This is a genomic window from Novosphingobium sp., from assembly GCF_032093395.1.
Classification (GTDB): Bacteria; Pseudomonadota; Alphaproteobacteria; order Sphingomonadales; family Sphingomonadaceae; genus Novosphingobium.
In genome coordinates this window covers 1-26,225 of sequence record NZ_DAMDBA010000010.1, presented here as the reverse complement: position 1 = coordinate 26,225, position 26,225 = coordinate 1, and the positions used below count along the sequence as shown (strand labels likewise).

At 64.6% G+C, this 26,225-nt stretch carries 22 protein-coding genes; 12 read left to right on the top strand and 10 right to left on the bottom strand.

Annotated features, from left to right (window positions below; genetic code table 11):
- The first annotated feature begins 42 nt into the window (after nucleotides 1–42).
- The 4 genes from RT424_RS05660 to RT424_RS05645 all read left to right on the top strand — a co-directional run bounded on the left by RT424_RS05660 (nucleotide 43) and on the right by RT424_RS05645 (nucleotide 2,864).
- Nucleotides 43–1,116, top strand: a complete 1,074-nt coding sequence (locus RT424_RS05660; RefSeq protein WP_313435170.1) for a 4-oxalomesaconate tautomerase — start codon at nucleotides 43–45, stop codon at nucleotides 1,114–1,116.
- 115 nt (nucleotides 1,117–1,231) lie between these two features.
- Nucleotides 1,232–1,741, top strand: a complete 510-nt coding sequence (locus tag RT424_RS05655; RefSeq protein WP_313435168.1) for a cytochrome c — start codon at nucleotides 1,232–1,234, stop codon at nucleotides 1,739–1,741.
- Nucleotides 1,738–2,409, top strand: a complete 672-nt coding sequence (locus tag RT424_RS05650) for a cytochrome b/b6 domain-containing protein (RefSeq protein ID WP_313435166.1) — start codon at nucleotides 1,738–1,740, stop codon at nucleotides 2,407–2,409. Before RT424_RS05655 ends, RT424_RS05650 begins: the two co-directional genes overlap by 4 nt.
- A 155-nt stretch (nucleotides 2,410–2,564) precedes the next feature.
- The gene (locus RT424_RS05645) at nucleotides 2,565–2,864 is read left to right on the top strand and encodes a GIY-YIG nuclease family protein (protein WP_313435165.1); all 300 of its coding nucleotides are present in this window, start codon (nucleotides 2,565–2,567) and stop codon (nucleotides 2,862–2,864) included.
- 94 nt (nucleotides 2,865–2,958) lie between these two features.
- On the opposite strand, the gene RT424_RS05640 is transcribed toward RT424_RS05645, so the two are convergent.
- Genes RT424_RS05640 through RT424_RS05630 form a run of 3 tightly spaced genes read right to left on the bottom strand, consistent with a single transcriptional unit; the run spans nucleotide 2,959 to nucleotide 8,268 of the window.
- The gene (locus RT424_RS05640; RefSeq protein WP_313435163.1) at nucleotides 2,959–4,749 is read right to left on the bottom strand and encodes an acyl-CoA dehydrogenase C-terminal domain-containing protein; all 1,791 of its coding nucleotides are present in this window, start codon (nucleotides 4,747–4,749) and stop codon (nucleotides 2,959–2,961) included.
- Between the two features lie 55 nt (nucleotides 4,750–4,804).
- Nucleotides 4,805–7,135 (bottom strand): 3-hydroxyacyl-CoA dehydrogenase NAD-binding domain-containing protein, encoded by a 2,331-nt coding sequence (locus RT424_RS05635; RefSeq protein ID WP_313435161.1) that lies wholly within the window; start codon nucleotides 7,133–7,135, stop codon nucleotides 4,805–4,807.
- Nucleotides 7,132–8,268: a thiolase family protein gene (locus tag RT424_RS05630; RefSeq protein ID WP_313435159.1), complete on the bottom strand. Its 1,137-nt coding sequence runs from the start codon at nucleotides 8,266–8,268 to the stop codon at nucleotides 7,132–7,134. The genes RT424_RS05635 and RT424_RS05630 overlap by 4 nt, the downstream gene beginning before the upstream one ends.
- A gap of 186 nt (nucleotides 8,269–8,454) precedes the next feature.
- Between RT424_RS05630 and RT424_RS05625 the strand changes: the two genes are divergently transcribed.
- From RT424_RS05625 to RT424_RS05605, 5 genes are all read left to right on the top strand, one after another.
- Nucleotides 8,455–8,889 (top strand): DUF2147 domain-containing protein, encoded by a 435-nt coding sequence (locus RT424_RS05625; protein ID WP_313435157.1) that lies wholly within the window; start codon nucleotides 8,455–8,457, stop codon nucleotides 8,887–8,889.
- Nucleotides 8,890–8,948: 59 nt separating this feature from the next.
- Complete coding sequence (locus RT424_RS05620) at nucleotides 8,949–10,247, top strand: porin (RefSeq protein WP_313435155.1); 1,299 nt, start codon at nucleotides 8,949–8,951, stop codon at nucleotides 10,245–10,247.
- Complete coding sequence (locus RT424_RS05615; RefSeq protein ID WP_313435153.1) at nucleotides 10,247–11,956, top strand: long-chain fatty acid--CoA ligase; 1,710 nt, start codon at nucleotides 10,247–10,249, stop codon at nucleotides 11,954–11,956. The genes RT424_RS05620 and RT424_RS05615 overlap by 1 nt, the downstream gene beginning before the upstream one ends.
- A gap of 62 nt (nucleotides 11,957–12,018) precedes the next feature.
- Nucleotides 12,019–12,426, top strand: a complete 408-nt coding sequence (locus tag RT424_RS05610; protein ID WP_313435288.1) for a MerR family DNA-binding transcriptional regulator — start codon at nucleotides 12,019–12,021, stop codon at nucleotides 12,424–12,426.
- Nucleotides 12,419–13,291, top strand: coding sequence for an acyl-CoA thioesterase domain-containing protein (locus RT424_RS05605; RefSeq protein ID WP_313435151.1), 873 nt, complete (start codon nucleotides 12,419–12,421; stop codon nucleotides 13,289–13,291). Before RT424_RS05610 ends, RT424_RS05605 begins: the two co-directional genes overlap by 8 nt.
- Nucleotides 13,292–13,301: 10 nt before the next feature.
- On the opposite strand, the gene RT424_RS05600 is transcribed toward RT424_RS05605, so the two are convergent.
- The gene (locus RT424_RS05600; RefSeq protein ID WP_313435149.1) at nucleotides 13,302–13,703 is read right to left on the bottom strand and encodes a cupin domain-containing protein; all 402 of its coding nucleotides are present in this window, start codon (nucleotides 13,701–13,703) and stop codon (nucleotides 13,302–13,304) included.
- On the bottom strand, nucleotides 13,700–14,998 hold the full coding sequence (locus RT424_RS05595; RefSeq protein ID WP_313435286.1) for a pectate lyase: 1,299 nt from the start codon (nucleotides 14,996–14,998) through the stop codon (nucleotides 13,700–13,702). Before RT424_RS05595 ends, RT424_RS05600 begins: the two co-directional genes overlap by 4 nt.
- 369 nt (nucleotides 14,999–15,367) lie before the next feature.
- On the opposite strand from RT424_RS05595, the gene RT424_RS05590 reads away from it, so the two are divergent.
- Genes RT424_RS05590 through RT424_RS05580 form a run of 3 tightly spaced genes read left to right on the top strand, consistent with a single transcriptional unit; the run spans nucleotide 15,368 to nucleotide 20,983 of the window.
- Nucleotides 15,368–18,256: a TonB-dependent receptor gene (locus RT424_RS05590; RefSeq protein WP_313435148.1), complete on the top strand. Its 2,889-nt coding sequence runs from the start codon at nucleotides 15,368–15,370 to the stop codon at nucleotides 18,254–18,256.
- 58 nt (nucleotides 18,257–18,314) lie between these two features.
- Nucleotides 18,315–19,316, top strand: a complete 1,002-nt coding sequence (locus RT424_RS05585) for an alpha/beta hydrolase (RefSeq protein ID WP_313435146.1) — start codon at nucleotides 18,315–18,317, stop codon at nucleotides 19,314–19,316.
- A 23-nt stretch (nucleotides 19,317–19,339) separates the two neighbouring features.
- Nucleotides 19,340–20,983, top strand: coding sequence for a family 43 glycosylhydrolase (locus tag RT424_RS05580; RefSeq protein WP_313435144.1), 1,644 nt, complete (start codon nucleotides 19,340–19,342; stop codon nucleotides 20,981–20,983).
- Between the two features lie 15 nt (nucleotides 20,984–20,998).
- On the opposite strand, the gene RT424_RS05575 is transcribed toward RT424_RS05580, so the two are convergent.
- From RT424_RS05575 to RT424_RS05555, 5 genes are all read right to left on the bottom strand, one after another.
- Nucleotides 20,999–21,763, bottom strand: coding sequence for a proteasome-type protease (locus RT424_RS05575; protein ID WP_313435142.1), 765 nt, complete (start codon nucleotides 21,761–21,763; stop codon nucleotides 20,999–21,001).
- A 72-nt stretch (nucleotides 21,764–21,835) separates the two neighbouring features.
- Complete coding sequence (locus RT424_RS05570) at nucleotides 21,836–22,687, bottom strand: transglutaminase family protein (RefSeq protein ID WP_313435140.1); 852 nt, start codon at nucleotides 22,685–22,687, stop codon at nucleotides 21,836–21,838.
- 27 nt (nucleotides 22,688–22,714) lie between these two features.
- Nucleotides 22,715–23,662, bottom strand: a complete 948-nt coding sequence (locus RT424_RS05565) for an alpha-E domain-containing protein (protein WP_313435138.1) — start codon at nucleotides 23,660–23,662, stop codon at nucleotides 22,715–22,717.
- Between the two features lie 28 nt (nucleotides 23,663–23,690).
- Complete coding sequence (locus tag RT424_RS05560; protein ID WP_313435136.1) at nucleotides 23,691–25,127, bottom strand: circularly permuted type 2 ATP-grasp protein; 1,437 nt, start codon at nucleotides 25,125–25,127, stop codon at nucleotides 23,691–23,693.
- 326 nt (nucleotides 25,128–25,453) lie between these two features.
- On the bottom strand, nucleotides 25,454–26,098 hold the full coding sequence (locus RT424_RS05555; RefSeq protein ID WP_313435134.1) for an HAD-IA family hydrolase: 645 nt from the start codon (nucleotides 26,096–26,098) through the stop codon (nucleotides 25,454–25,456).
- Nucleotides 26,099–26,225 lie beyond the last annotated feature (127 nt).

Genomic DNA, 26,225 nt, shown 5'->3' with positions numbered 1-26,225 from the left:
TCGCTTGGGCAGGACACAGGTTGCGGGAAAAGGAGATCTGCGATGAGTGCCACCGAAGCGAACCATGAAGGCGTACGCTGCATGTGGATGCGCGGCGGCACCTCCAAAGGCGGCTATTTCCTCAAGAGCGATCTTCCTACCGACACTGCCGAGCGCGATGCTTTCCTGCTTTCCGTCATGGGCTCGCCCGATCCGCGCCAGATCGACGGCATGGGCGGCGCCGACCCGCTGACCAGCAAGGTCGCGGTCGTAGCCAAGTCCGAGCGTGAGGGCATCGACGTCGACTACCTGTTCCTTCAGGTCTTCGTCGATCAGGCGCTCGTCAGCGACCAGCAGAACTGCGGCAATATCCTTGCCGGGATCGGCCCCTTCGCCATCGAGCGCGGATTGATCGCGGCCAAGGGAGAGGAAACCCCGGTCGCCATTTTCATGGAAAACACCGGGCAGGTCGCCGTCGCCACCGTGCAGACGCCGGGCGGAACCGTCTCCTATTGGGGCGACGCCGCGATCGACGGGGTGCCGGGCACCCATGCACCGATTCCGCTGGAATTCCGGGACACCGCCGGTTCCTCGTGCGGCGCGCTGCTGCCCAGCGGCAATGCCGTGGACGAGGTGAACGGCGTGCGCGTCACCCTGATCGACAACGGCATGCCCTGCGTGGTCATGAAGGCCGAGGATGTCGGAATCACCGGCTACGAGGACCGCGACAGCCTGGACGCAGACACCGAACTCAAGGCGAAGATCGAGGCCATCCGCCTTGCCGTGGGCGAGCGGATGAACCTGGGCGACGTCAAGGACAAGTCGGTTCCCAAGATGATGCTGGTCGCCCCGCCCCGTAAAGGCGGCGCGGTGACCGTGCGCAGCTTCATTCCCCACCGCGCCCACGCCACGATCGGCGTGCTCGGCGCAGTCTCGGTGGCGACGGCCTGCCTGATCGAAGGCTCGCCCGCCGCCGAGGTCGCCCAGATCCCCGAGGGTCGCCGCAAGACGCTGTCGGTCGAACATCCGACCGGCGAGATGTCCTGTGTCCTCGAAACGGAGGAGGGCGGCGCCGTCAAGAGCGCCGCCCTCCTTCGCACCGCCCGCAAGCTGATGGATGGGGTGGTTTTCGGATGATGGCTTAAAAACCATTCGCTGCATGGCAACGACAGCGGTTATCAAGAGCTTGGGACCAAGGCCGACGGGCAAACAGGACGGCCTCCCGCTCAAGATAACTGCCAGGAGCAGCGACATGGCATCGAAGACATTCGTGACCACCACCCTAGCCGCCTTTGCGCTCGTAGCCGCCGTGACCGGCTGCAAGGGCTCAGAACCCGCCGCAACCACGACAGGCGCCTCGGGCGAGCCGGTTTCGGTTTCCGAAACGATCGAAGCACGCGAGGCCAATTTCAAGGCGATCGCCAAGGCCAACAAGGCCGCCAAGGAAGCACTGGAAGATACCGCGCCGGATTTTGCGGCCGTAGGCGCCTCCGCCACCTCGATCCAGACCGATGCGGGCAAGATCCTCGGCCTGTTCCCCAAGGGCAGCGGCAAGGAATCGGGCGAGAAGACCGAGGCGCTCCCCGCGATCTGGGAGAAGCCCGCCGAGTTCAAGGCGGCGGCAGACAAGCTGGCCACCGCCGCCGGCAAGCTCAAGACCGCCGCGGATGCCGGGGATGCGGCTGCCGCCAAGCTGGCGATGGGTGAGATCGGCGGCGCCTGCAAGGGTTGCCACGAGACCTTCCGCGAGAAGAAGCAGTGAGCAGGCGCGAGGGTGCGGAGATCGTCCGCACCCGCCTGTGGGACTGGCCGGTCCGCGTAATCCACTGGAGCTTCGCGGTGCTGATCCCGGCGCTCTGGTGGACGGCCGAAAACGGCGAGATGGGCTGGCACACCAGCATCGGCACGATCCTGATGCAGCTACTGGTAATCCGGATTCTATGGGGTTTCGTCGGCAGTTCGACGGCGCGGTTTTCAGGCTTCGTGCGCGGTCCCGGCGCGGTCCTTGAACATCTGCGGGCAGCCGCTCACCAACCCTCGCTCGGCCACAATCCGGCTGGTGGCTGGAGCGTGCTGGCGATGCTGGGCCTCATGGCCTTGCAGGTTTCACTGGGTCTCATATCGGGCGATCCCGACGACGGCACAACCGGGCCGCTCAATCACTTGGTGTCCTCAACGACAGCCAGTCGCGCGACGCAGCTGCACGGCGTGGTGTTTTACTTGATCCTGGCGATGATCGCGCTGCATCTTGCGGCCATCGTCTATTATCGAGTGGTCAAACGAGACGACTTGATCATGCCGATGATTACCGGGGCACGCGCCATGCCGGTAGGCACGGCGGGGATAGTGAAGGCGCCGCTGTGGCGGCTGATCGCCTGCATCGTTGCCGCGTGGCTGGTGGGCTGGGTCGTCTGGAGCGGGGCAGGTTGAGGTTCAGACGTTTCGCTCAGCCGCTCTGGATTGCTTCGCTGCGCTCGCAATGACGAATGTTTGGGGGTGATGGCCAAGGCATGAACTGAGCCATGACAATATTATAACCCCCCTTCGTCATTGCGAGGAGCGCAGCGACGAAGCAATCCAGAGCGATGCAGCGCGACTTCCAGCCAGCCGTCTACATCGTCGCAAGTGCCCGCAACGGCACGCTTTATGTGGGCGTAACATCCGATTTACCCAAACGCGTATTCCAGCATCGCGAAGGCGTGATCGACGGGTTTTCCAAGCGCTACGGCTGCAAGCGCCTCGTTTGGTTCGAACTGCATTCGACGATGGAGCATGCCATCCTCCGCGAGAAGCAACTCAAAGGCGGCTCCCGTAAGCGAAAGACTGCGCTGATCGAGGCGGAAAATCCGCTTTGGGACGATCTGTTCGAGAGCATATGCGGCTGACGAAGCTATCCGTGGGCGGTGCTGTGCCGCTCTGGATTGCTTCGTCAACTTCGCTTCCTCGCAATGACGAGGGCTGGGCCGAGTAGAGCCCGCCTCAGAACATGTCCACGTCCAGCGCCATCATCGAGGCCTTGCCCGACTTGATGGCCAGGAATGCGGCGGTCGCCTGCGGCAGCAGACGGTCGAAGAAGAACCGCGCGGTGCCGATCTTGGCGGTGTAGAACGCGGCGTCCTCCGTGCCCTCGTCCAGCCTGGCCTTGGCGATCAGCGCCGCCTTGGCGAATGTGTAGCCCATGGCCACAAGGCCGATCAGGCGCAGGTAGTCGGTCGCGGCGGCACCGGCTTCCTCGGGGTCCTTCATGCCCTTCTGGGCAATCGTGCCGGTGGAGAGCTGAAGGGCGCCGAAGGCCTTTTCCAGCCCTTCGATCATCTTGCCGAAAGTCTCGTCCGCCTTGTTCGCCTCGATGAAGTCCGACACGGGATGGAAGAACGAGCGCAGATAGCGGCCGGCATGCGCGGGCATCTTGCGGCCGACGAGGTCGAGCGCCTGAATGCCGTTGGTGCCTTCGTAGATCATGGCGATGCGGGCATCGCGCACGAACTGTTCCACGCCGCTTTCGGCGATGTAGCCGTGGCCGCCATAGACCTGCACGGCCAGATTGGCGCTTTCATAGCCGCAATCGGTGAAGAGCGCCTTCACCACCGGGGTCATCAGCGCGATGAAGTCTTCCGCGCGGGCCTTCACGGCCGGATCGGTCGCGTGCTTTTCGGCATCGAGCGCACGGCTGACCCAGGCGCCGACAGCGCGGCTGCCTTCGTTGTAGGCGCGAGCAGTCATCAGCATGCGGCGCACGTCGGGGTGGACGATGATCGGATCGGCCGGGCCCTTGGGGTTCTTCACGCCCGAAAGCGAGCGGCCCTGTACGCGGTCCTTGGCGTACCACACGGCCGACTGATAGGCCGCCTCACCCACGCCAAGGCCCTGGATGCCCACCGAGACGCGTTCGGTGTTCATCATCTTGAACATGGCTTCCATGCCCTTGTTCGCGGTGCCGACCAGCCAGCCGATCGAATCGTCGAAGTTCAGTTGGCAGGTGGCCGAGGCCTTGAGTCCCATCTTGTGCTCGATCGCCGCCACCGAAACGCCGTTGGAGGGGCCGGGCGTGCCGTCTTCCTTGGGCAGGTACTTCGGCACCAGGAACAGGCTGATCCCCTTCACGCCTTCCGGCGCATCGGGAAGCCGCGCGAGGACGAGGTGGATGATGTTCTCGGTCAGGTCGTGCTCACCCGCCGAGATGAAGATCTTCGCGCCGGAGATCTTGTAGCTGTCATCATCCTGAGGCACGGCCTTGGTGCGCAGCATGCCAAGGTCGGTGCCGCAGTGCGGTTCGGTAAGGCACATCGTGCCCGACCAGGTGCCCTCGACCATCTTGGGCAGGTAGGCTTGCTTCAGCGCGTCGCTGGCATAGCCTTCGATCGCGGTGGTCGCGCCGTGGGTCAGGCCGGGATAGAGACTGAACGACAGGTTGGAGGAGCAGATCATCTCCTCGGTCAGCTTGTTCAGCGCCTCGGGCAGGCCCTGGCCGCCCCATTCGGGGTCGGACGCCAGCGCGCACCAGCCGCCTTCGCGGAACATGTCGTAGGCTTCCTTGAAGCCCTTGGGGGTGCGGACCACGCCGTTTTCCAGCGTGCAGCCCTCGATGTCGCCACTGCGGTTCAGCGGCAGCAGCACTTCCTGCGCCACTTTGGCGGCCTCTTCCAGCACCGCGTCCACCAGATCCGGCGTGAATTCGGCCAGGGCTTCGAGATTTCCGAAGCCGTCATCGGTGTGGAGTTCGTGGAGCACGAACTTCATGTCGCGCAGGGGCGCTTCGTAGACTTGCATGTCACTCTCCTCGCGCGCGCCGCCGGATCACCGACGGGCGCGCATTCATACCTTATCAGTTGCGAAGCGGCTTGCCGGTTTCGAGCATGTGCTCGACACGGGCGACCGAGCGGTCGTCGCGCAGACGGCCCATGAAGGCATCGCGCTCCAGCTTGAGCAGTTCGCCCTCGCTCACCGTGTCGACGAGATCGAACTCGCCGCCGCCGGTCAGCACATCGGCCAGCACGCCGGAAACGACCACGTCGTAGTCGGTCGCCATGCCGCGCCTGTGGAAGCCTTCCACCGCAAGGCCAAGCGCCGTGCGGCCACCCGCGCCGGGCAGCTTGAACTCGGGTGCTTCGGGCGGGGTATAGCCTTCCACCAGCGACAGCGCCTTCTGCTTGGCGTCGTAGAGCAGGCGATCGCGGTTCATCGAAATGCCGTCATCCCCCCGCAGGATCATCATCTCGCGCGCCTGCTGGGCAGACTTGGAGACTTGCGCGGTGGAGACCATCTCGAACACCTTGGCCACTGCCGGCATCGGGCCCTTGGGCATGCCCGGAGCGTTGCGCCAGCGGTCGATCATCTCGCCATTGCCGCCCCAGCCCGGAACGAGGCCGACGCCGCATTCCACAAGGCCGCAGTAGAGTTCGGCATGGGCCTGGATCGCGTCGCAGTGGAGCAGGATCTCGCAGCCACCGCCAAGCGCCATGCCGGCCGGAGCGCCCACCACCGGGAACGGCGCGTACTTCAGGCCCTTGTAGGCCAACTGTCCGCCCGCCACGAGCTTCTCGATCTCGCCCCACGCCGCGATGTTCACCGCGAAGAGTGCGAGGCCGAGGTTGGCGCCGGCCGAGAAGGTATCGGCATCGTTGTAGACGACCAGCGCCTTGTACTGCGCCGCCACCAGCGGGATGGCCTGCCCGATAAGCTTCATGACTTCGCCGTCGAGCGCGTTCATCTTGCCGGTGAATTCAAGGCAGACGACGCCGTCGCCGATGTCCCAAAGCGCCGCCGAGGCGTTCTTGAGGATCGGCTTGGACGAAAGCTTCACGTCCGCAAGGCGCATCACGCCTTCGGGGCGGACGATGTCGCGATATTCACCGTCAAGGCCGAGGAACTGGCGCTTGCCGTTCTCGATCCGGTAGAACGTGCGGTCGCCCGCCACGGTCAGTATCTCGGGCACGGCCTTGCCTTCGGCGGCGAGGCGTTCGGCAAGGTACTTGGCGCCCAGCTTGTCGATCATCTCGAACGGGCCGGCCTTCCAGTTGTAGCCCAGCTTCATCGCATCATCGACGGCAACCACGTCCGACGCGGCATCGGGCACAAGGCTGGCGGCATAGGCCAGCGTGGCGCCGAGCACGGCCCATGCGTAGGCGCCGATGTCACCCTTGCTTTCGACCAGCGCCTTGAGGTCGCCCCGCGAAGCCGCGCCGCGCGGGCCCTGTGGGGTCACGGTCGGGCGGTATTCGCCGGTCTGGAGGTCGATAGTCTCCTTGCGGCGACCAGCTTCCTTGTTGAGGCGATAGAACCCGCCCTTGCCCTTGCGGCCGGTGTAACCCTCACCGATCATCTTATTGATCAGCGGGATGTCGCGGGCGATGCCGTGATAGAGGTCGCCTGCGGGCAGCGTCGAGGTGAGGCTGGCCTGCAAGTGCGGCATCAGGTCTATGCCGACCAGATCGACCAAGCCGAAGATGCCGGTCTTGGGCACGCCCATCGGCTTACCGGCAATGGCGTCGGCCAATTCGACGGTGATGCCCATGTCAAACGCGGCGTTGAGGCCGAGCTGGATCCAGTAGGTGCCGATACGGTTGGCGATGAAGCCCGGCGTATCCTTGGCCTTGACCACCGTCTTGCCCAGCGACACGTCGGCGAATTGCTCGACCTTGGCGGCAACGCCGACATCGGTCGCGGGACCGGTAACGATCTCCAGCAGGCGCATGTAGCGTGGCGGATTGAAGAAGTGCGTGATCAGGAAGTCGCGCTTGAACGCGTCCGAACGCCCTTCGACCAGATTGGCGAGCGGGATCGTCGAGGTGTTCGAGGAAACGGCGGTGCCATCGCGCTTCACCGCTTCGAGCTTGGCGTAGAGGCCCTGCTTGATGTCGAGACGCTCGATCACCGCCTCGATCACCCAGTCGCACTCGGCAACCTTGCCCAGATGATCTTCGATGTTGCCGGTCTCGACCAGCTTGGCGGCGGACTTGCTCATGAACGGCGCAGGCTCGGTCTTGAGCATCTTAGCCACCGCGCCTTCGGCCACGACGTTCCTATTGCTCGCGTCCTTGGGAACGATGTCGAGCAGCAGCACCGGCACGCCGGCATTGGCGACCTGAGCGGCGATCCCGGCACCCATGGTACCGGCGCCGATCACGCAGACTTTTTTGATAGTATTTTCGCTCATTCCACCGACTCCAGGATCGTGGCGATGCCCTGACCGCCGCCGATGCACTGGCTGGCGAGCGCGTACTTGCCGCCTTCGCGCTTCAGCAGCGAGGCCGCCTTGCCGACGATGCGCGCGCCGGTGGCGCCCAGCGGGTGGCCGATGGCGATCGCGCCGCCGTCGATGTTGACCTTGGCCACGTCGAGGCCGAGGTCCTTGATGCAGGCCAGCGCCTGCGATGCGAAGGCTTCGTTCAGTTCCACCACGTCGAGATCGCCGGCGGCGATGCCCGCGCGCTCAAGCGCCTTCTGGCTGGAAAGGATCGGGCCAAGGCCCATGGTTTCCGGCGCGCAGCCCGAAATCGCGACCGACTTGATGCGGGCCAGGATCGGCAAGCCGTGGGCGCGGGCATAGTCCTCGGTGGTGACGAGCACGGCGCTGGCGCCGTCGGTCAGCGGCGAGGAAGTGCCGGCGGTCACCGACCCTGCGGCATCGAACGCGGGCTTCAGGCCGGCAAGGCCCTCTGCGGTGGTTTCACCGCGGATGGTGCCGTCTTCGCTGACGATACCGGCCTTGGTCTGGATCGGCACGATCTCGTCGGTCAGTTTGCCGGCGTCACGCGCGGCCGAGGCCTTCTGCTGGCTGGAGACGGCAAGCGCTTCCTGGTCGGCGCGCGAAATCTGGTACTTGGCGGCGACGTTCTCGGCCGTCTCGCCCATCGACATGTAAGCCGCGCTCTTCGCGGCCAGCGCCGGGTTGGGCAGCGGGTTGAAGCCCATCATCGGCACGCGGCTCATCGATTCGACACCCGCGCAGACGAACACTTCGCCAGCGCCGATGGCGATCTGGCCCATGGCGTAGTGGATCGAGCTCATCGAAGAGCCGCAGAAACGGTTCACGGTCATGCCGCCCACCGAGATCGGCAGGTCCGCCAGCAGGCCGACGAGGCGCGCGATATTAAAGCCCTGCTCGCCTTCGGGGAAGGCGCAGCCGACGATAACGTCTTCGATATCAGCAGCTTCCACGCCGGTCTTGGTGATAAGTCCGCGAATCACCTGAGCGGCCAGATCGTCGGGACGGACGCGGGCCAGCGCGCCCTTGTTGGCCAAGTGGAAGGGCGAGCGGGCGTAACCCGCGATCACGACACTTTGCATGCACTCTCTCCGTGGGCGGACGCGCCTTGGGCTTTTCCCGAGGCTGCGTCGTCGTCTTCCCTAAGGGTGCAATTCTTTCCCTATACGTCAAGCAATTTTTGGGTTACGAGAAATCAGCATCCCACCGTAAGGGCCTCGACCCGTTGGTGAGAAGATGTCCGTTTGGAGACGATGGAGAGGTCGCTCATGAAACAGTGGAAACCCGCAGCGCTGGCTTTGGTTGCCGGAACAATGCTCGCGAATCCGGCATTCGCGGCCGGAAACGATTCCGTCGTCGGCAAATGGCGCACGCCGTCCAAGCACGGCGTCGTCGAACTGTCCCGCTGCGGCGAATCGGTCTGCGGACGGCTCGTCGATTCGGACGGCCTGAAGGCCAATCCCGACCTGCGCGACGTGAACAACAAGGACACCGCGCAGCGTGGCCGCAAGATCAAGGGCCTGCAAATTGTCGGCGGATTCAAGGCCAAAGGGAACGAATGGGTCGAAGGACAGATCTACAATCCTGAGGACGGCGGCACCTACAAGGCAACGATAACGCCTTCAGGGGCAAACAGCCTCAAGCTCAAGGGCTGCATCGTCTGGCCCTTGTGCAAGACCCAGACCTGGACGCGCATCCCCTGAGGCGCACCGGGAAAACGACAAAGGTTCAGGGCATAAGAGAATTAAGGGAGTTCAAGGATATGAAACGCACTTCGGGCCGCATTCTTCTCGCGGGCACCGCATCGGCAATCGTGTTCGGCTTTGCCGGCTCGGCACATGCTCAGGCCTTCTACCTTCAGGAACAGTCGGTACGCGCGCAGGGACGCGCCTTCTCGGGTGAAGCCGCCGATACCGGCGTCGACTCGCTCTGGTGGAACCCGGCCGCGATCGGCGGCCTCGAAGGCGGGCAGGCGTCGGTCCATGCCAGCGTCATCCTGCCGCGCGGCAAAGTGGTGGACAACGGCACGGTCATCGTCCGCCCCGGCCAGGCGCCTGCTCCCGTAGGCGGCAACGGCGTTGCCAAGAACCCCATCAACAACGGCGTGCTGCCCTCGGGCGCGATCGCCTACGGCACCGGCAAGTTCGCTTTCGGCCTGACCGTCACCTCGCCTTATTCCTTCACCACCGACTACGATTCGGACAGCTGGGCGCGCTACTCGGCCGACAAGACCAAGCTGCGCACCATCGACATCCAGCCGAGCGTGGCCTTCCAGCCGTTCGAGGGCTTCTACGTCGGCGCCGCCGCCAATATCGAATATGTCGATGCGGCGCTCGGCAACTACCTGCCCAACCTCTCGCCGCTGCTGGCGGACGGCCACCAGAACCTCAAGGGCAATGGCTGGGATGTGGGCTGGTCGGTCGGCGCGCAGTATCACAACGGCCCGGCCTCGATCGGCGTCGCCTACAAGTCGGCGGTGAAGCACAAGCTCAAGGGCACGCTGACCATCGACGGCCTGCTCGGCCCGCTCGCCGCGCAGAACCGGACTCTCGACGCCACCGCCGAGTTCTCCACCCCGTGGCAGGCGATCATGTCCGGCCGCGTCAAGGCGACGAACCAGTTGACCCTCAACGCCCAGGTCGTGGCCTATGGCTGGAGCAAGTTCGATTCGATCGATCTCGGCGCGCCGATCAACCAGTCGCTGCCCGAGAACTACAAGGACGGCTTCTCCTACGCTTTCGGCGTGGACTATGACGTCAACCCGAAGTGGACGGTGCGCAGCGGCATCCAGTACGGCGAAACCCCGACCTCGAACGGCAATCGCGATGCCCGCGTGCCGGACAGCAACCGCTGGAACTTCTCGGCAGGCACGACCTACAACATGAGCGAGAAGATCGCGATCGACGCGGCGGCCTCGTACATCACTTTCAAGGATGCACCGGTCGACCGCATCACCGCCGCCTTCCCCGGCACTGCCGCGCAGACCCCGGTCATCACCAACGGCAGCCTCCAGGACGCGTCCGCCCTGGTGTTCTCGCTCGGCGCACGGGTGGCCTTCTGATGGGCGCCGCGGCGACGATCGGCGGCCACTCCGCCCAGGAAACCTCCTCCTTCATCCCGGAAGAGATGCCGCCGATCGCGCCGCGGTTGCTCACCGACCTGCTCGACCATGCCGTGGAAGCCCACGGCGCCTGGCCGGCGATAGACTTCATGGGCCGCAAGTGGACCTATGCCGAAGTAGGCGACCTGTCGCGCCGTGCCGCGCGAGGGCTACAGGATCTAGGCGTAAAACGCGGAACGCGGGTAGGCCTGTGCCTGCCGAATACGCCCTATTACGTCGTCTGCTACTTCGCGATCCTGCGCATCGGCGGCATCGTGGTGAACTTCAACCCGCTCTACACCGAGCGTGAGATGACGCACCTGGTGGACGATTCCGGCGCGGAATTCATCGTCGCCTCGGACCTTGCGCTCTCGCTTCCCAAGATCGAGCCGCTGGTCGGAAAGGGCGCTCTGCGCCGGGTGATCGTCTGCCCGATCGCCGATGCCCTGCCCAAGCTCAAGGGCCGCGCCTATCGCCTGCTCAAGCGCAAGGACATAGCGCATGAGCCGCATGACTTGCGCTTCCTGCGCTTCGCCGACCTGATCGCCCGCGATGCCGATCCCGATCCGGTCGAACGCTCGCCTTCCGACCTTGCCGTGCTGCAATATACCGGCGGCACCACCGGGGTGCCCAAGGGCGCCATGCTCAGCCACGCCAATCTGGCGGCGAACTCGGCGCAGATGATCGCCCATGTCGGCCACATGCCCGAACAGCAGGAGCGCACCCTTGGCGTGCTGCCGCTGTTCCATGTCTTCGCGCTGACGACGGTGCTCAACTACTCGGTGGACACGGCCGCCGAGATGATCCTGCTGCCGCGCTTCGAGATGAAATCTTTCCTGGCCACTGCCAAGCGGACGAAGCCGACGCAGTTCTTCGGCGTGCCCACGCTCTACACCGCGCTCAACAACAAGGACCTGCACGGCGAGTTCGACAATGTGCGCGTCTGCATCTCGGGCGGCGCGCCGCTGCCGCTGGAAGTGCGCCAGAAGTTCGAGCAGCGCACCGGCGTGCGCGTGGTCGAGGGCTACGGCCTGTCGGAAGCCTCGCCGATCATCGCCTGCAACCCGCTGGAAGGCGAAGTGAAGGACAATTCCTGCGGCCCCGCCTTCCCGGGCACCGTGCTGGAAATCCGCGATCCCGACAATCCGCACCGGGTCATGCCGCAGGGCGAGCGCGGCGAAGTCTGCGCGCGCGGGCCTCAGGTCATGTCCGGCTACTGGAACCGGCCCGAGGAATCCGAAAAGACCTTCATCTACGGCGCCCTGCGCACCGGAGACGTTGGCTATCTGGACGAGGACGGCTATCTGTTCCTGGTGGACCGTATCAAGGACATGATCCTGTGCGGGGGGTACAACGTCTATCCGCGTACCATCGAGGATGCGCTCTACGAGCATCCCCAGGTTCACGAGGCGATCGTGATCGGCGTTCCCGACGCCTATCGCGGCCAGGCGCCCAAGGCATTCGTAGCGCTTCATCCCGGGGATGTTCTGGACGAGGAAGCGCTGATGGCCTTCCTCAAGGAGCGCCTCAACAAGATCGAGATGCCCAGCAGCATCGAGTTCCGCGACAGCTTGCCGAAAACACTGGTCGGCAAGCTCTCCAAGAAGGAACTGGTCGAGGAAGAAAACGCGCGCCGCGCCGCCGGCCCCGCCGAAGGAACCCCTGCGTGAGCGGCACGGGCGCAGCCCTGACACCCAATGAGGCGCCCCTCGCAATCGATGCGCGGGGCGACATGCTCGGCATCCAGGAAGCCGCCACCGAACTGGGCGTGACCATGCGGACCCTGCGCTTCTATGAAGACAAGGATCTGATCGCGCCGCAGCGCATCGGCACCATGCGCATCTATTCGAAGCGTGAAATGGGGCGGATGCAACTGATCCTGCGGGGCAAGCGGCTGGGGTTCTCGATCCGGGAGATCAAGGAATTCCTCGACCTTTACGATGTCGATCCGGAACATCACGAACAGGTTCGCGCGCTCCTGACCAGGGTCACCGACCGCATCGACGAACTGCGCCAGCAGAAGACCGCGATCGAGCAGACGCTGGAAGAACTGCTGTCGATAGAGCGCCAGTCGCTTGCCTGGCTGGGCCGGACGCCCGCCGAGCCGACCACCTCCAACGAAAGCCATGCCGATGACTGAGACCGCCCACGTCGCCGTCGAGGAACTGCACGCCTTGCTCACCGTGGAAGAGATCGACACCGGGATCTTCCGCGGCATCGCATCAGCAGAACAGCCGGGACGCGTCTATGGCGGCCAGGTCGTGGCCCAGGCGCTTGCAGCCGCCGCACGGGGCATCGATCCGAAGCGGCAGGCCCATTCGCTCCATGCCTATTTCCTGCGCGCGGGCGATGCCACGCGCCCGATCATCTACCGCGTCCTGCCGGACTTCGACGGCGGCAGCTTCTCCAACCGCCGCGTCGTCGCCATGCAGGGCGGCAAGCCGATCCTCAATCTTGCCGCCTCGTTCCACCGGCATGAGGAAGGCCTATCCCACGCCGTGCCGATGCCCGAAGTGCCCGCGCCGGAGCAATGCCCGGGCTTCCAGGAGGCACTCGCCGCCGCCGGACAGAAACTGCCGCCCTTTCTGCTTGAGCGCCTCGCGGCCTTCGAGATTCGCCCCTGCCCTCCCGTGCGAAACGGCGACCTTCCCCAGCGTCATCAATGGTTCCGGCTGGCCGCTCCACTGTCAGCCGCACTGGCGGCGGATGCCGTCATGCAGCGCGTGATCCTGGCCTATGCCAGCGACTTCGCGCTCGTTTCCACGGCGCTGATGCCGCAAGGCTTGGGCTTCTTCTCGCCGGGCGTCACCGGCGCCAGCCTCGACCATGCGATGTGGTTCCACCAGACCCCGCCGCTCGACGACTGGCTGCTCTACAGCATGGACAGCCCCTGGTCGGGTCATGCACGCGGCTTTGCGCGGGGCGCGATCTATTCCCGCAACGGCGACCTGGTGGCGAGCGTCGCCCAGGAAGGCCTGCTGCGGGTCAAACCGCAACAGGCCTGATCCTGAAAGGCTATTTCCCTGTAGCAGCCGGCGGATTGGGATAGGCGATGATCAGCGAGAGCGGCTCCTCTCCCTGTTGGCGGATGCCCACGACCGCGCCGTTGTAGAGGTAGGCCGTCATGCCTTGGCGCAGCATGGCGCGCTTCCCATCGGAGACGACTTCGCCTTCGCCCGAGAGAACGTAATAGACCTCGTCGTGAGCGATGGGATGCTCGCCGATCGCCGCGCCCTTGTGCAGGACACGGCGGCGGAATTCCATGGTGCGCGGAGCGGGCGCGGCATCGGAAATGCGATAGGCCGTGCTCATGCCGATGGCACCGTGCGGAGGGGCTTCCTCGCGCAGAGTGTCCCTTTCGTCGATCACGGCCATTGGCGGCGCGGCGGCGGCCATCAGCAACAGACCTGCAATCATTTCCTCATCTCCTGATCCCGCCGGGAAAGCTTTTCCTGGGCCCCGGCCTTCTGTCCCGGATAGAGGCCCGACTTCGGCGTCATGGTGCCCAGATTCCAGTCCTTCTCCACGAAGGCCGCGCGGGTCGGTGCCGGATGGGGATAGCCGCCGACCACCTTTTCGTCGTCGATGATCTCGCCCCGCCCTTCGGCGATGAAGAACAGCACGCGGATGTCGTCGGACGCGCGATCCCAGGGGCGCGCGCCGACCGAGGCCAGCAGATCGGTCTCCAGCTCGGCGGCGGGCACGACCTTGTATCCGGCCAGGCTGGCGAGCGGGGTCTGCGATTCGATGAGCTTGGCCCCGGTCACGCCATAGCGCCCGAACATCGGCGCCGGGTTGCCCCAGCGATCGACATTGACGTTGTCCTTGCCGAACCACGCCAGGTCGCCGTCGCCGCCAAGCGTCAGGAACGGCAGTCCCGATGCGGTCGAATTGCCGGCGCGCATGACGTTGCCGACCGCCGTGATCTCGCCGGTGACGTAGGGCTGGCCTTCCCATTCCAGGGCCATGAGGTTGTAGTGTACCGCGCGGTTGCCGGGGTCGTAGATCATGTTGTTGACCATCAGCACTTGCGCGCCGCCTTTCACCAGCGGCGAGCGCTCCATGTTGTGCGCCCAGACGTTGCGGTAGAATACGATACCCGTGGCATTGTCATGCACCAGCGAGCCCTTCGAATGCTCGCCCTTGGGATGGCTGGCGTCGGCCAGGCCCTCGGCCGCCAGGTTGTCGCGGAACACGATGTCGTGGCTGGTCGCCGCGCGCCACTCCTTCACGGTCTTGCCGTTGAAGCGCGGGCCGGAGGTCGACATGTTCTCGTCGATCGCCCAAAGGAAGCTGCAATGCTCGACCACCACGTTGTGCGCGGCAACGGTGGAGAAGGCATCGGCCTCCCAGCCGGACAGCTTGGGCTGGCCGTCCACGCCGGTCATCACGCGGATATGACTGATCTTGACGTCGTGCCCCTTGAGATCGATCCCGCCGCGAACGATCGTCACGCCGGGGGATGGGGCGGTCTGCCCGGCGATGGTCAGGTACGGTTCGTCGATCTCCAGCACCGAACGCTGGAAATCGATCACGCCACCCACTTCGAATACGACCGTTCGCTTGCCCTTGGCCTCGACCGCCGCCTTCAGCGATCCCGGACCGTCCTTGGCAAGCGTCGTCACCCGGATGATTCGGCCGCCATCGCCACCTTTGGTAGGGTCGGCCGTCTGCGCTTCCGCCGCCAGCGGGATTGTCAGCTGCGCGAGGATAACGGCCGAAACCGCAAGATTGAACCGGCTGAACTGCCTCTTTACTTGCACTGTGCTCTCCCGATGGCCCTGCTTATCTCAGGGGTTCTTGACAGGGTGCCCTCCCTGCGGCAATAACTAATGACACCGGTTACCAAAACCGGCAAGAACGAACTGACGATCGCACGAGAAGACGAAACGCAGTAAGAACAAGCGCCCGCCAGGGCGCTGGAGGAAGCGCCGAAAGGTGCTGGGAGCAGGTGCCGGACGAAGGAAGCGTTTCAAGCGCGACCACTTCTGACACCGGTATCAATGGGCCGTAAAGGCCCAAGTCTAAAAGACCGGGTCTACAAAGACCGGGTCTATAAAGGCCAAAAAGGGGGAGTGATCATGCGCCTGAACAATTCCAGGGTCCGGGTTTCGAGGATTTCGCTGCTGCGGACAGCGCTTGTCGCGGGAAGCGCGCTGGCATTGCCACAGACGGGCTTCGCGCAAGACACAGCCGGTGCCGCCGATCAGGCCGCCACCAGCGATACGGCGGCACAGGAAATCATCGTCACCGGCTTTCGCCAATCGCTTGAAGCCGCGCTCAACGTAAAGCGCGAGTCGATCAGCGCAGTCGATGCCGTCGTCGCGGAAGACATGGCCAAGTTCCCTGACCAGAACCTTGCCGAATCGCTCCAGCGCATCCCCGGCATCTCGATCCAGCGCGACGGCGGCGAAGGCCGCGCGATCACCGTGCGCGGCCTCAGCGCCCAGTTCACCCGCGTCCGCGTGAACGGCCTGGAAACGATTGCCACCAGTTCCGACGGCGCCTCCGCCAACCGCGATCGTTCCTTCGATTTCAACGTCTTCGCCTCGGAACTGTTCAGCAGCCTGGTGGTCCACAAGACCGCCGAGGCCAGCCTCGACGAAGGCTCGCTGGGCGCGGTGGTGGATCTCAACACCGGCAATCCGCTCACGGGCAAAACCGGCCTTTCCGCCGTGCTCAACGTGCAGGGTTCCTACAACGACCTTTCGGACAACGTCGGCCCGCGCGTGGCCGGCCTGCTCTCGTGGAAGAACGACGCAGGCACCTTCGGCGTCAACGTCTCGGCCGCCTACTCGCACACCAACACGCTGGAAACCGGCAACAACACGGTCCGCTGGGCTCAGGCCTATTTCAACTCGGTCAACGGCACGCCCTGCTTCTATTCGAACGTCGGACCGACCGGCGGCACGCCCGTCAACTCGGGCGGCGGCTATCGCCCCTCCCCCGTTTGCGACGCGGCCTCGCTCTCGTTCCACGCGCGCATTCCGCGATACGGCGTGGTCGAGCATGATCGCCGCCGCCTTGGCCTCACCGGCACGATCCAGTTCGAACCGACCGACCGCACCAAGATCGCGATCAACGGGCTCTATTCCTCGTTCAAGGAAGACCGCGCCGAACAGTGGCTGGAAGTACTGGCCCGGTCGAACGAGCGCCGCTTCAACCTCGTGAACCCGGTCTACGACGACAAGGGCACGATGATCGCGGGTACTTACGACAACACCTGGGTCCGCACCGAAAGCTATCTGCGCAAGTCCGAGACCGAATTCTACCAGGTCGGGGGAACGTGGGACCAGGAGGTCACGGACACCTTCCGCTTCACCGCGCTGGGCGGGTTCTCGCAGTCCAACGCGGATATCCCGGTGGAAACGACGTTCGCCTACGACAACCGCAACGCGAACGACTTCAGCTTCGACTATTCCGACATGAAGTCGCCGGTGCTCAACTACGGCCTCGACGTGACCAACCCGGCCAACTTCCAGCTGGCCGAAATCCGCGATCGTCCTTCGTACGTGAAAAACCAGTTCAAGACCGCTCAGTTGCGCACCGAGTGGGACATGACGGATGACTTCACGATCAAGGCCGGCGCCGTCTGGAGGCGCTATGACTTCCGCACGCAGCTGTTCCAGCGCGACACTGCCGCCTGCGCCGCCAATGGCAGCCGCGACCTGATCCTGGGCCAGGTCACCTGCTCGTCAAGCGTCTACGGCCTGCCGGTCTCGGCCGACTTCTCGCGCCTTGTCGATCTGGGCGATGCCGGGCAGCCGAGCGGAACCACCAGCTCCTGGCTCGTGGCCGACATCGACAAGGCGGCGGACTATACCAAGCTTTATGCCCGCACCGCGGTCGAGGATTTCGGCAACAACCGCCGCGTGCGGGAGGAAACCTCGGGCGGCTATGTCCAGTTCGACGTGAAGGGCGAGATCTTCGGGCTTGAATTCGCCGGCAACGCCGGGATGCGCTATGCCCACACCAAGCAGACCTCGACCGGCTATACCGCAGGCGTCGCCGCCACCGTCGAGCGCAGCTACGACGACTGGCTGCCGGCCATGAACATCGCGTTCTATCCGCACCGCGACGTGATCGTGCGCGGCGCGATCGCCAAGGTCATCACCCGTCCCTCGCTGGGGAACCTCAATCCCGGCGGCTCGGTGGACGGCTTCAACTACCGCGTGACCTTCGGCAACCCATTCCTCGATCCTTTCCGCGCGACGAATTTCGACGCTTCCGTGGAATGGTACTTCGCCCCGCAGGCGCTGCTTTCGGTGGCCGGGTTCATCAAGAAGATCGAGAGCTTCCCGGTGGCCGGCACTTACGTCGCCACCCTGCCGCAGCTCGGTCTGGGCCGGGACGTGCTGGGCACCAGCACGCCTGCCTACCTCAACTACGATCCCAACCAGGAATACGTCGTCTCCTCGCAGGTCAACGGCCAGGGCGCCACGCTCAAGGGCGTGGAAGTGGCGCTGCAACTGCCCTTCACCTTCCTGCCCGGCTTGCTCAGCCACACCGGCTTCCAGGGCAACGCCACCTTCATCGACAGCAGCGCGGACTACCAGATCAGCGGCCCGGCCGTTTCGGCCTGCACCCGCAACCCGACGACCAACGCCTGCGGCCTCACCGGCATTTCGGCCATCTACAACAACACCCTGCTCGGCGTATCCGAGCGGGCCTGGAACGCCACGCTCTACTATGACGACGGCAAGTTCAGCATTCGCGGCTCGGTCAGCTATCGCGGCCCGTTCAGCGACGCCACCAGCGCCACCGGCAACATCTTCGAAGGCTATGGCTCCTACACCAGCGTCGATGCGGCAATCCGCTACCAGGCCACCGAATGGCTGGAACTCTCGATCGACGGCAACAACCTGACCGACGAATACCGCTACCGCACCAACGACATCTATGCGCAGCGCAATTACGAGAACAACCACTTCGGTCGCACCATCCTGTTCGGCGCGCGGGCAAAGTATTGACCCTGACGGGAAAAACCTGCCGAATAGCGTAAGCTGAAACAAGAAAGAGGAAGCCGCCATGACCATCGACCGCCGATCGTTCATGGCGGCTTCCCTGTTGTCAGGCCTGATCTCCGGCGAAGCCCTGGCCCAGACCGCAGCGCCTGCCGACCCAGCCAAGGCGGCCCCGCCCGGCCTGCCGGAGCCGATCGAGACCATCGATCTCTGGCCGCGCGGGGCGCCGGGAATGCCCGCCGCATCGCCGGTAGAAACCGTGACCGAGCGCTCCACCACCACGCAAGTCAACGACCGTTCGGTAACCGGCATCGCCCGCCCGCGCATGGTGGTGTTCCGGCCGGACCGCCCCAACGGCGCCGCCTTGCTGATCGCGCCGGGTGGAGGCTATCGCCTCGTGGTGATCGACAAGGAGGGTTACGAGATGGCCCGCTGGCTTGCCGCGCGCGGCTTCACCGCCTTCGTCCTGTTCTATCGCCTGCCGGGAGAAGGCTGGAAGGAGCGGCAGGACGCGCCTCTGGCCGACGCCCAGCGCGCGATGCGCCTGATCCGCCACCGCGCCAAAAGCTACGGCATCCAGCCCGAGCGTGTTGCCGCCATGGGTTTTTCGGCGGGCGGACACGTCTGCGCCAGCCTCTCCACCCGTTTCGACGCCAAAGTCTACGCGCCTGTCGATGCGGCGGACAGGCTTTCCGTCCGGCCGTTCTGCGCAGCGCCGATCTATCCGGTGATCTCGATGGACCCCGCCATCGCCCATGCCGGTTCGCGCGACCTGCTGCTTGGGTCCACACCTTCGCCGGAGATGGAAGCCACCCATTCTCCCGACCGCACCGTGCCCAGGGACGCGCCGCCCCACTTCCTGCTCCACGCGGAGGACGATCCCGTCGTTCCGGTGGAGAACAGCCTGCGCCTGCGCGCTGCCCTGAAGGCGCAGGGCGTGCCGGTGGAGACACATCTTTTCGCACAAGGCGGCCACGGGTTCGGCCTGCGCGGCACGATCGGCAAGCCGGTCGAGGCTTGGCCCGATCTCTGGCGTGCCTGGGCGCGTTCGGTGGGCCTCGGCTGAAAACCTCGGGACGGAACGACAGGATGACGATGGACAGACGCGACGCACTCAAGACCGCCCTGCTCGGCGGCATCGGCCTTGCGGCACCGACCCTCGCGGGAGGAGAGGCTGTCGCAAAGGAGCCCGGGCCGAGCAAAGCTTCTCCGCCTCCCGCCCCCGCTCCCGCACGCAACTGGAAACGCGGGTTCGACGCGCAGCGCATCGCCGATCTCGGTGACGGCACGATGCTCAACCCGGTGCTCTCGGGCGATCGGCCCGACCCGGCGATCCTCAAGGACGGCGAGGACTATTACCTCACCTTCTCCAGCTTCGATTCCTATCCCGGCCTCACCATCTGGCACAGCCGCGATTTGGTGAACTGGCAGCCGCGCAAACCCGCGCTCACGCGCAACATCGGATCGGTCTGGGCGGTCAGCCTGGAGAAGCACAAGGGGCGCTACTTCCTCTACATCCCGGTCAAGGCAGAGCCCAACGAGATCTACGTGATCTGGGCCGATAGCATCGACGGCCCCTGGAGCGACCCGAAGCCGCTGGGCCTTCACGACCATATCGACCCCTGCCACGCCGTGGGCGAGGACGGCTCGCGCTGGCTGTTCCTCTCGGGCGGGGACCGGGTGCGCCTTTCGGAAGACGGCCTTTCGCTGGCCGGCAAGGTCGAGCATGTCTACGATCCGTGGCACTATCCGGATGACTGGGACGTGGAAGGCTTTTCCCCCGAAGGCCCCAAGATCCACCGCCACGGCCAGTGGTTCTACATGCTCACCGCCGTCGGCGGCACCGCCGGACCGCCGATGGGACACATGGTGATCGCCGCCCGCGCCCGCTCGATCCACGGTCCTTGGGAACAGCATCCCGACAATCCGCTCGTCCGTACCGAGAACCAGTCCGAAGCCTGGTGGTCGCGCGGCCATGCCTCACTGGTCGAGGGGCCGGACAGGAAGTGGTACACGCTTTACCACGGTTTCGAGAACGGCTTCTGGACGCTCGGTCGCCAGTGCCTGCTCGACACCATCGAGTGGACCGAAGACGGCTGGTTCCGCATGACCGGTGGCGATCTCTCGCAGCCTTTGCCGGTGCCCAAGGTGGCGAAACCACTGCCCCACGGCATGCCGCTTTCGGACGACTTCTCGAAACCGCTCGCCATGGGTTCCAAGTGGTCGTTCTTCCGCCCTGCTCCGGACGAAGCCGATCGTCTGCGTGTGGCGGACGGCGCGCTGCACTTTGCGGGCAAGGGCCTCGCCCCGTCCAGCGGATCACCGCTGCTGCTGATCGCGGGAGACACCAGCTACCGGTTCGAATGCGACATCGAGCTGGCGCCGGGAGGCACGGCCGGCCTCGTGCTGTTCTACGACGACAAGCTCTATGCCGGGCTGGGCTTCGACGAGACGCGCTTCGTCACCCACCAGTACGGAATAGAGAGGGGCCGCCCCGCCAATCCGCACGGCCGCCGCATGAAGATGCGCCTGACCAATCGCCGGCACATCGTCGCCTTTCACACCTCGGGGGATGGCGGGAAAACGTGGAAGCGGTTCGATCGCGGCATGGAAGTTTCCGGCTACCACCACAATGTGCGCGGCGGCTTCCTGATGCTGCGGCCGGGCCTCTATGCAGCAGGTCCGGGCGAGGCGAAGTTCCGCGATTTCCGGTTCACGGCGCTTGAAGACTGACGGGGGAAGGCGACCTCAACTCCCCGAGGTATCCAGCTTCGTCTCCATCCGGTAATCCGGAAGGGAATCGAAAGCCTGTCGCAGCGCCTCTCCCCATCCGTCTGAGATGGACTGGAAATAGGTGTCCCCAATCTCGATGCGCCGATCATGGAGGGGGGTGAAGCGGTCCTGTTCCAGCACCAGGAGATCGAGCGGCAACCCTACGGAAAGGTTCGCCTTCACCGTGGAATCGAAGGATACGCAAAGCAGCTTTACGGCCTGCTCGAACGTCATCTTGCGATCGTACCCGCGAATCAGGATCGGCCGGCCGTACTTCGTCTCGCCGATCTGAAAGAAAGGCGTGTCGAAACTGGCCTCGATGAAGTTGCCTTCCGGATAGATCATGAACAGGCGCGGTTCCTGCCCCTTGATCTGTCCCGCCACGATCATGGAAGCGCTGAACGTGCTTGAAGCCGCCTTCTGCCCGTTGTCCGATGCGCGCGCGTGAATGATGTCCTGGAGAAGATTGCCGACGATCGTGGCCGCCTGGAACATCGTCGGCGCTTCCAGCAGGGTGTTGTGCCGATCGGCCGGCGCCTTGTTGCGCTCTTCCAGCTGGCTGATCACCGCCTGGGTCGTGGCGAGATTTCCCGCCGTCATCAGGGTGATGATCCGCTCTCCGGGAATCTCCCAATGATACATCTTCCGAAAGGTGGAGATGTTGTCGACGCCCGAATTGGTGCGGGTGTCGCTCATCAACACCAGCCCGCGATCCAGCATCATGCCTACGCAATAGGTCATGGAACGAAAACCCCTGCAATCCTTCGCCCCGCGCGACCATGTGCGGGGAGGCGGCTGCTTGGGCCGCCGTCTCTATTGTTGCTGCCCGCCGCTTGCGGACTGCGTTTGCCGCTGACCTAGCAGATTCTCGCTCACCGACAAATGCACGTCGAGTCGGGTTTCCCCCGCCCCCGTCGCAATACCGGTAATCGGCGCCGCCTCTGCATAATCGGAACCGCTGGCGACGCGAATATACCGTTCATCCGGGGAGATGGCATTGGAAACGTCGAAGCCCACCCAGCCGAGCCCCGGAACATGCGCCTCGGCCCAGCCATGGCCCGCCTCCTGGTCCACCCGGTCGTTCATGCGCAAGTACCCGCCGACATAGCGCATCGGAATGTCGAGCAGGCGACCGGCGGAAATGAACGCGTGGGCGTGGTCCTGGCAGACGCCCTTTCCGGCCGCCAATGCCTGCTCGGCGGTAGTCTTGGCGTCGGTAGCGCCGGGAACGTACTCCACTTGCGCTGCCACCGCGCTGGACAGGGCGTGGAGGAAGCCCAGCGTGTCCGAACGGTCCGCATCCACGGACGCGATCAGCGCGCGCACGCGGTTGCCCGCCTGGGTCAGCGCGGTCGGTCGCAGGAAGCACCACAGCGGCATATGCCCCCCATGCGCGCCGGTAATGCCGTTGTTGTCGCTGGTCCGCACGTTGCCACGGCACGTCACCACGACCTCGCGCGCGCCGGGCTCGATCGAAACCAGCGCGGTATGGTTCTGGTGATGATCGTCATAACCGGCCTCGCCGCGCGCGCCGGTCAGCTCCATGTGCCAGTCGAGCACCTCCTGCCCATGCGTGGTCTTGGGCTTCAGCCGCAGCCGCTGCAACCCATGGGCGACCGGGTCGGCGAAAACGTAGCGGGTGGTGTGGCTGACGGTCAGCAGCATGGAAAGCCGTCCCTCTTCGATGAAGCGCTATTCGATGAAACGATAATCGGCGGCGATGGCATTGCCGAGGTGCAGCGTCTCGCCGAGAAAATCCTGGAGGAATTCGTGCAGGCCCATCTCGAAGATGTCTTCGATGGTGGTGCGGTGCAGGCGCTCGCCCGTTTGCCGCAGCAGGGCATGCGCACCGGTTTCCTCGCCATATTGCTTGGCAAGGCCCGCCATGTTGCTGGCGATCTTTTCGTAGCAGAACACCAGCGAGCGCGGGAACTGGCCGTCCAAAATCAGGAACCGGGCGATGCCGCGCGCATCCATGGCACCGGCATTGAGCCAGGAATAGGCGCGATTGCCGGCCACGGAGCGCAGCAGGGTGTCCCACTGCGCATTGTCCAGGCTGGACCCGACCCACGCCGCCGAGGGCAGCAGCACATAGTACTTCACGTCCAAAATGCGCGCCGTGCTGTCCGCCCGCTCGATGAAGGTGCCGATGCGCGCGAAGTTGAACACTTCGTTGCGCAACATGGTCCCCTCCAGCGCGCCGCGCACCAGGGTGACGGTGCGGCGCACCTGGCCGAGCACCTCCCCCAGGTTGGTTTCCCGCGCCGGGCGCGAAAGCAGGTCGCGCAAGTGCATCCAGCCTTCGTTGGTGGTTTCCCAGACGGCATTGGTCAGACTGTTGCGGACCATGCGCGCATTGGTGCGCGCGTTCTCCAGCATGGCTAGCACGGAGCCGGGATTGTCCCTGTCGCGCAGCATGTAGTTGAACACTTGCGGCCCGGTGATCTCGGCATGTTTGGCGCGATAGCTTTCGAGCTGGCCGGTGGTCGTCAGCACCGACTTCCATTCCTCGTCCTGCGAATGCCTGTTGCCCCGCGTCAGCGCGAGATGAAAGCCGACGTCGATCAACCGCGCGCTGTTTTCCGCGCGTTCGAGATAGCGGCTCATCCAGTAGACGCCGTTGGCGGCCCGTCCCAGCATCAGTGCGCCCTCACCCGTCCAGAACCCATCATTCGTCCAGCACCCAAGAGTCCTTGGTCCCTCCACCCTGCGAGGAATTGACCACCAGCGACCCCTTCTTCAGCGCCACCCGCGTCAGCCCGCCCGGCGTGATGTCGATCCCTTGCGGCGAAACCAGCACGAAGGGCCTCAGGTCCACATGGCGCGGTGCCAGCCCTTCCCTCCCGAAGATCGGCACGGTGGAGAGCGAAAGCGTGGGCTGGGCGATGTAATTGTCGGGCCTTGCCTTCAGCTTCGCCTCGAAATCGGCCAGCTCCCTTTTCGAGGAGGCCGGCCCGATCAGCATGCCATAGCCGCCCGATCCGTGGACTTCCTTGACCACCAGCTCCGCCAAATTGTCCAGCACATAGGCCAGCGCATCCGGTTCGGAGCATCGCCAGGTCGGCACGTTGGAAAGGATCGGCTTCTCTCCGGTGTAGAACTCGACGATCTCGGGCATGTAGCTGTAGATCGCCTTGTCGTCGGCGATGCCGGTGCCCGGCGCATTGGCGATCGTGATGCCGCCTGCCCGATAGACGTCCATGATCCCGGCCACGCCCAGCACCGAGCCGGGATTGAAGCTGAGCGGATCGAGGAAATCGTCGTCCACGCGGCGATAGATCACGTCGATGGCCTTGTACCCCGTGGTCGTGCGCATCGCCACGCGCCCGTTGACCACCCGCAAGTCCCTGCCCTCGACCAGTTCCGCGCCCATCTGGTCTGCCAGGAAGGCATGTTCGAAGTAGGCCGAGTTGTAAATGCCGGGCGTCAATACCGCCACGGTGGGGCGGCCGGAACCCTTGAAAGCCGGCGGTGCACAGGCGCGCAGAGAGCGGGCAAGCCGGCGCGGATAGTCGGAAACCGGACGCACCGGAATGCGCGTGAACAGTTCAGGAAACATCGCCATCATCGTTTCACGGTTTTCGAGCATGTACGAGACGCCGGAAGGCGTGCGCGCATTGTCTTCCAGCACCATGAATTCGTCCGGCCCGGTGCGCACCAGGTCGATGCCGACGATATGGGTATAGACGCCGCCCGGCGGCGTCATGCCGATCATCTGCGCCAGGAATGCCTCGTTATTGCGCAGCGCCTCGATCGGCAGGCGGCCTGAGCGGATGATCTCCTGGCGATGGTAGAGATCCTGGAGGAAGGCGTTGATCGCCCTCACCCTTTGCTCGATCCCCAGAGTCAACTTGCGCCATTCCCGCGCGGTGATGATGCGCGGGATCATGTCGAAGGGGATCAGCCGTTCCTCGGCCGCATCATCGCCATAGACATTGAACGTGATGCCGATGCGGCGAAAGAAGCGCTCTGCCTCGGCATCCTGGCGCTTGAGCCAGGCCTTGTCCTGAGAGTCGTACCACTTCCTGAAGTCGGCATAGGCAGGCCTGACCGACCCATCCTCGTTGAGCATTTCGTCGTAACTGGTTCTGCCCGTAGCCGTCATTGTGACTCCCGTTTGTCCATGTGATGCAACACGGAAACGGACTTGCCAAGCGGCTATGCTGCAAGCGCGAAGAAAAATTCTGGCGCGAGAGCGGCGCCAAGCAACCAATTCGGTCGTGAGAGCTAGCCCCTGAGCAATTGCAGTGCGCACGCTGGCTTGCTGCGGAGGCGAAACAACGTCGTCGTCCCGGACTTGATCCGGGACCGCTGGCCGAGACCAACCCATCTTTCGGCGGAGCTTTGAGCTGCAAGATCGCGCCTGAAGAATTGCCAGCGGTCCCGGATCAAGTCCGGGACGACGGCCTCCTCATCGAAGCGGCGCCAGTATTACGCTTTCACCAGCCCCCGAGCAGTCAGGTCGGCGCGCAAACCCTCGGAGCCAAGGAAATGATGCACCTGCCAGCCGAGTTCGCGGGCCGAGGCGATATTGGCGGCATTGTCGTCGATGAACAGCATCGCGCCGGGCTCATGTCCGAAGCGGCGCGCTGCCAGGTCGAAGATGCGGCGATCGGGCTTGACCAGTTTCTCGTCGCCGGAAACGACGATGTCGCCGAACAGGTCGAACAGCGGCTCCGTGGCGCGATATTCCCGCCAGAAAGGGCTCGCGAAATTGGTGATCGCAAAGAGCGGAACGTCGCGCGCGGCAAGCTCGCGCACGATCTCGTGGCTGCCCGCCACGTTGCCCGGGATCGTTTCCAGGAACCGCGTCGCATAGGCATCGATCAGGGCATCGTTGCCCGGATAGGCAGCTTTGCGCTCGGCAACCAGTTCCGCAAGATCGCGGCCCGCGTCGTGCTCGAAATGCCATTCCTCGGTGACGACGGTGGCGCAGAACCAGTCGAGCCGCTCAGGCTCGGGAATCAGCTTGGCGAACAGCAGCCGCATGTCCCATTCGACGAGGACGCGGCCGACGTCGAAGACGACGGCGTGGACCGGCGCTTCGGCATGATGGTTTTCGTGGACAGTAGACATGACAAGACCCCCGCGCATGGCGGGGGCCTCATGTCGTCAGACGCAATCGCCCGTCCGCCCAGATCATCCCCGCCCGGTGGCGGGGACAGGCAGACGAATCAGCCCTGGCGGGCCTTGAAGCGACGGT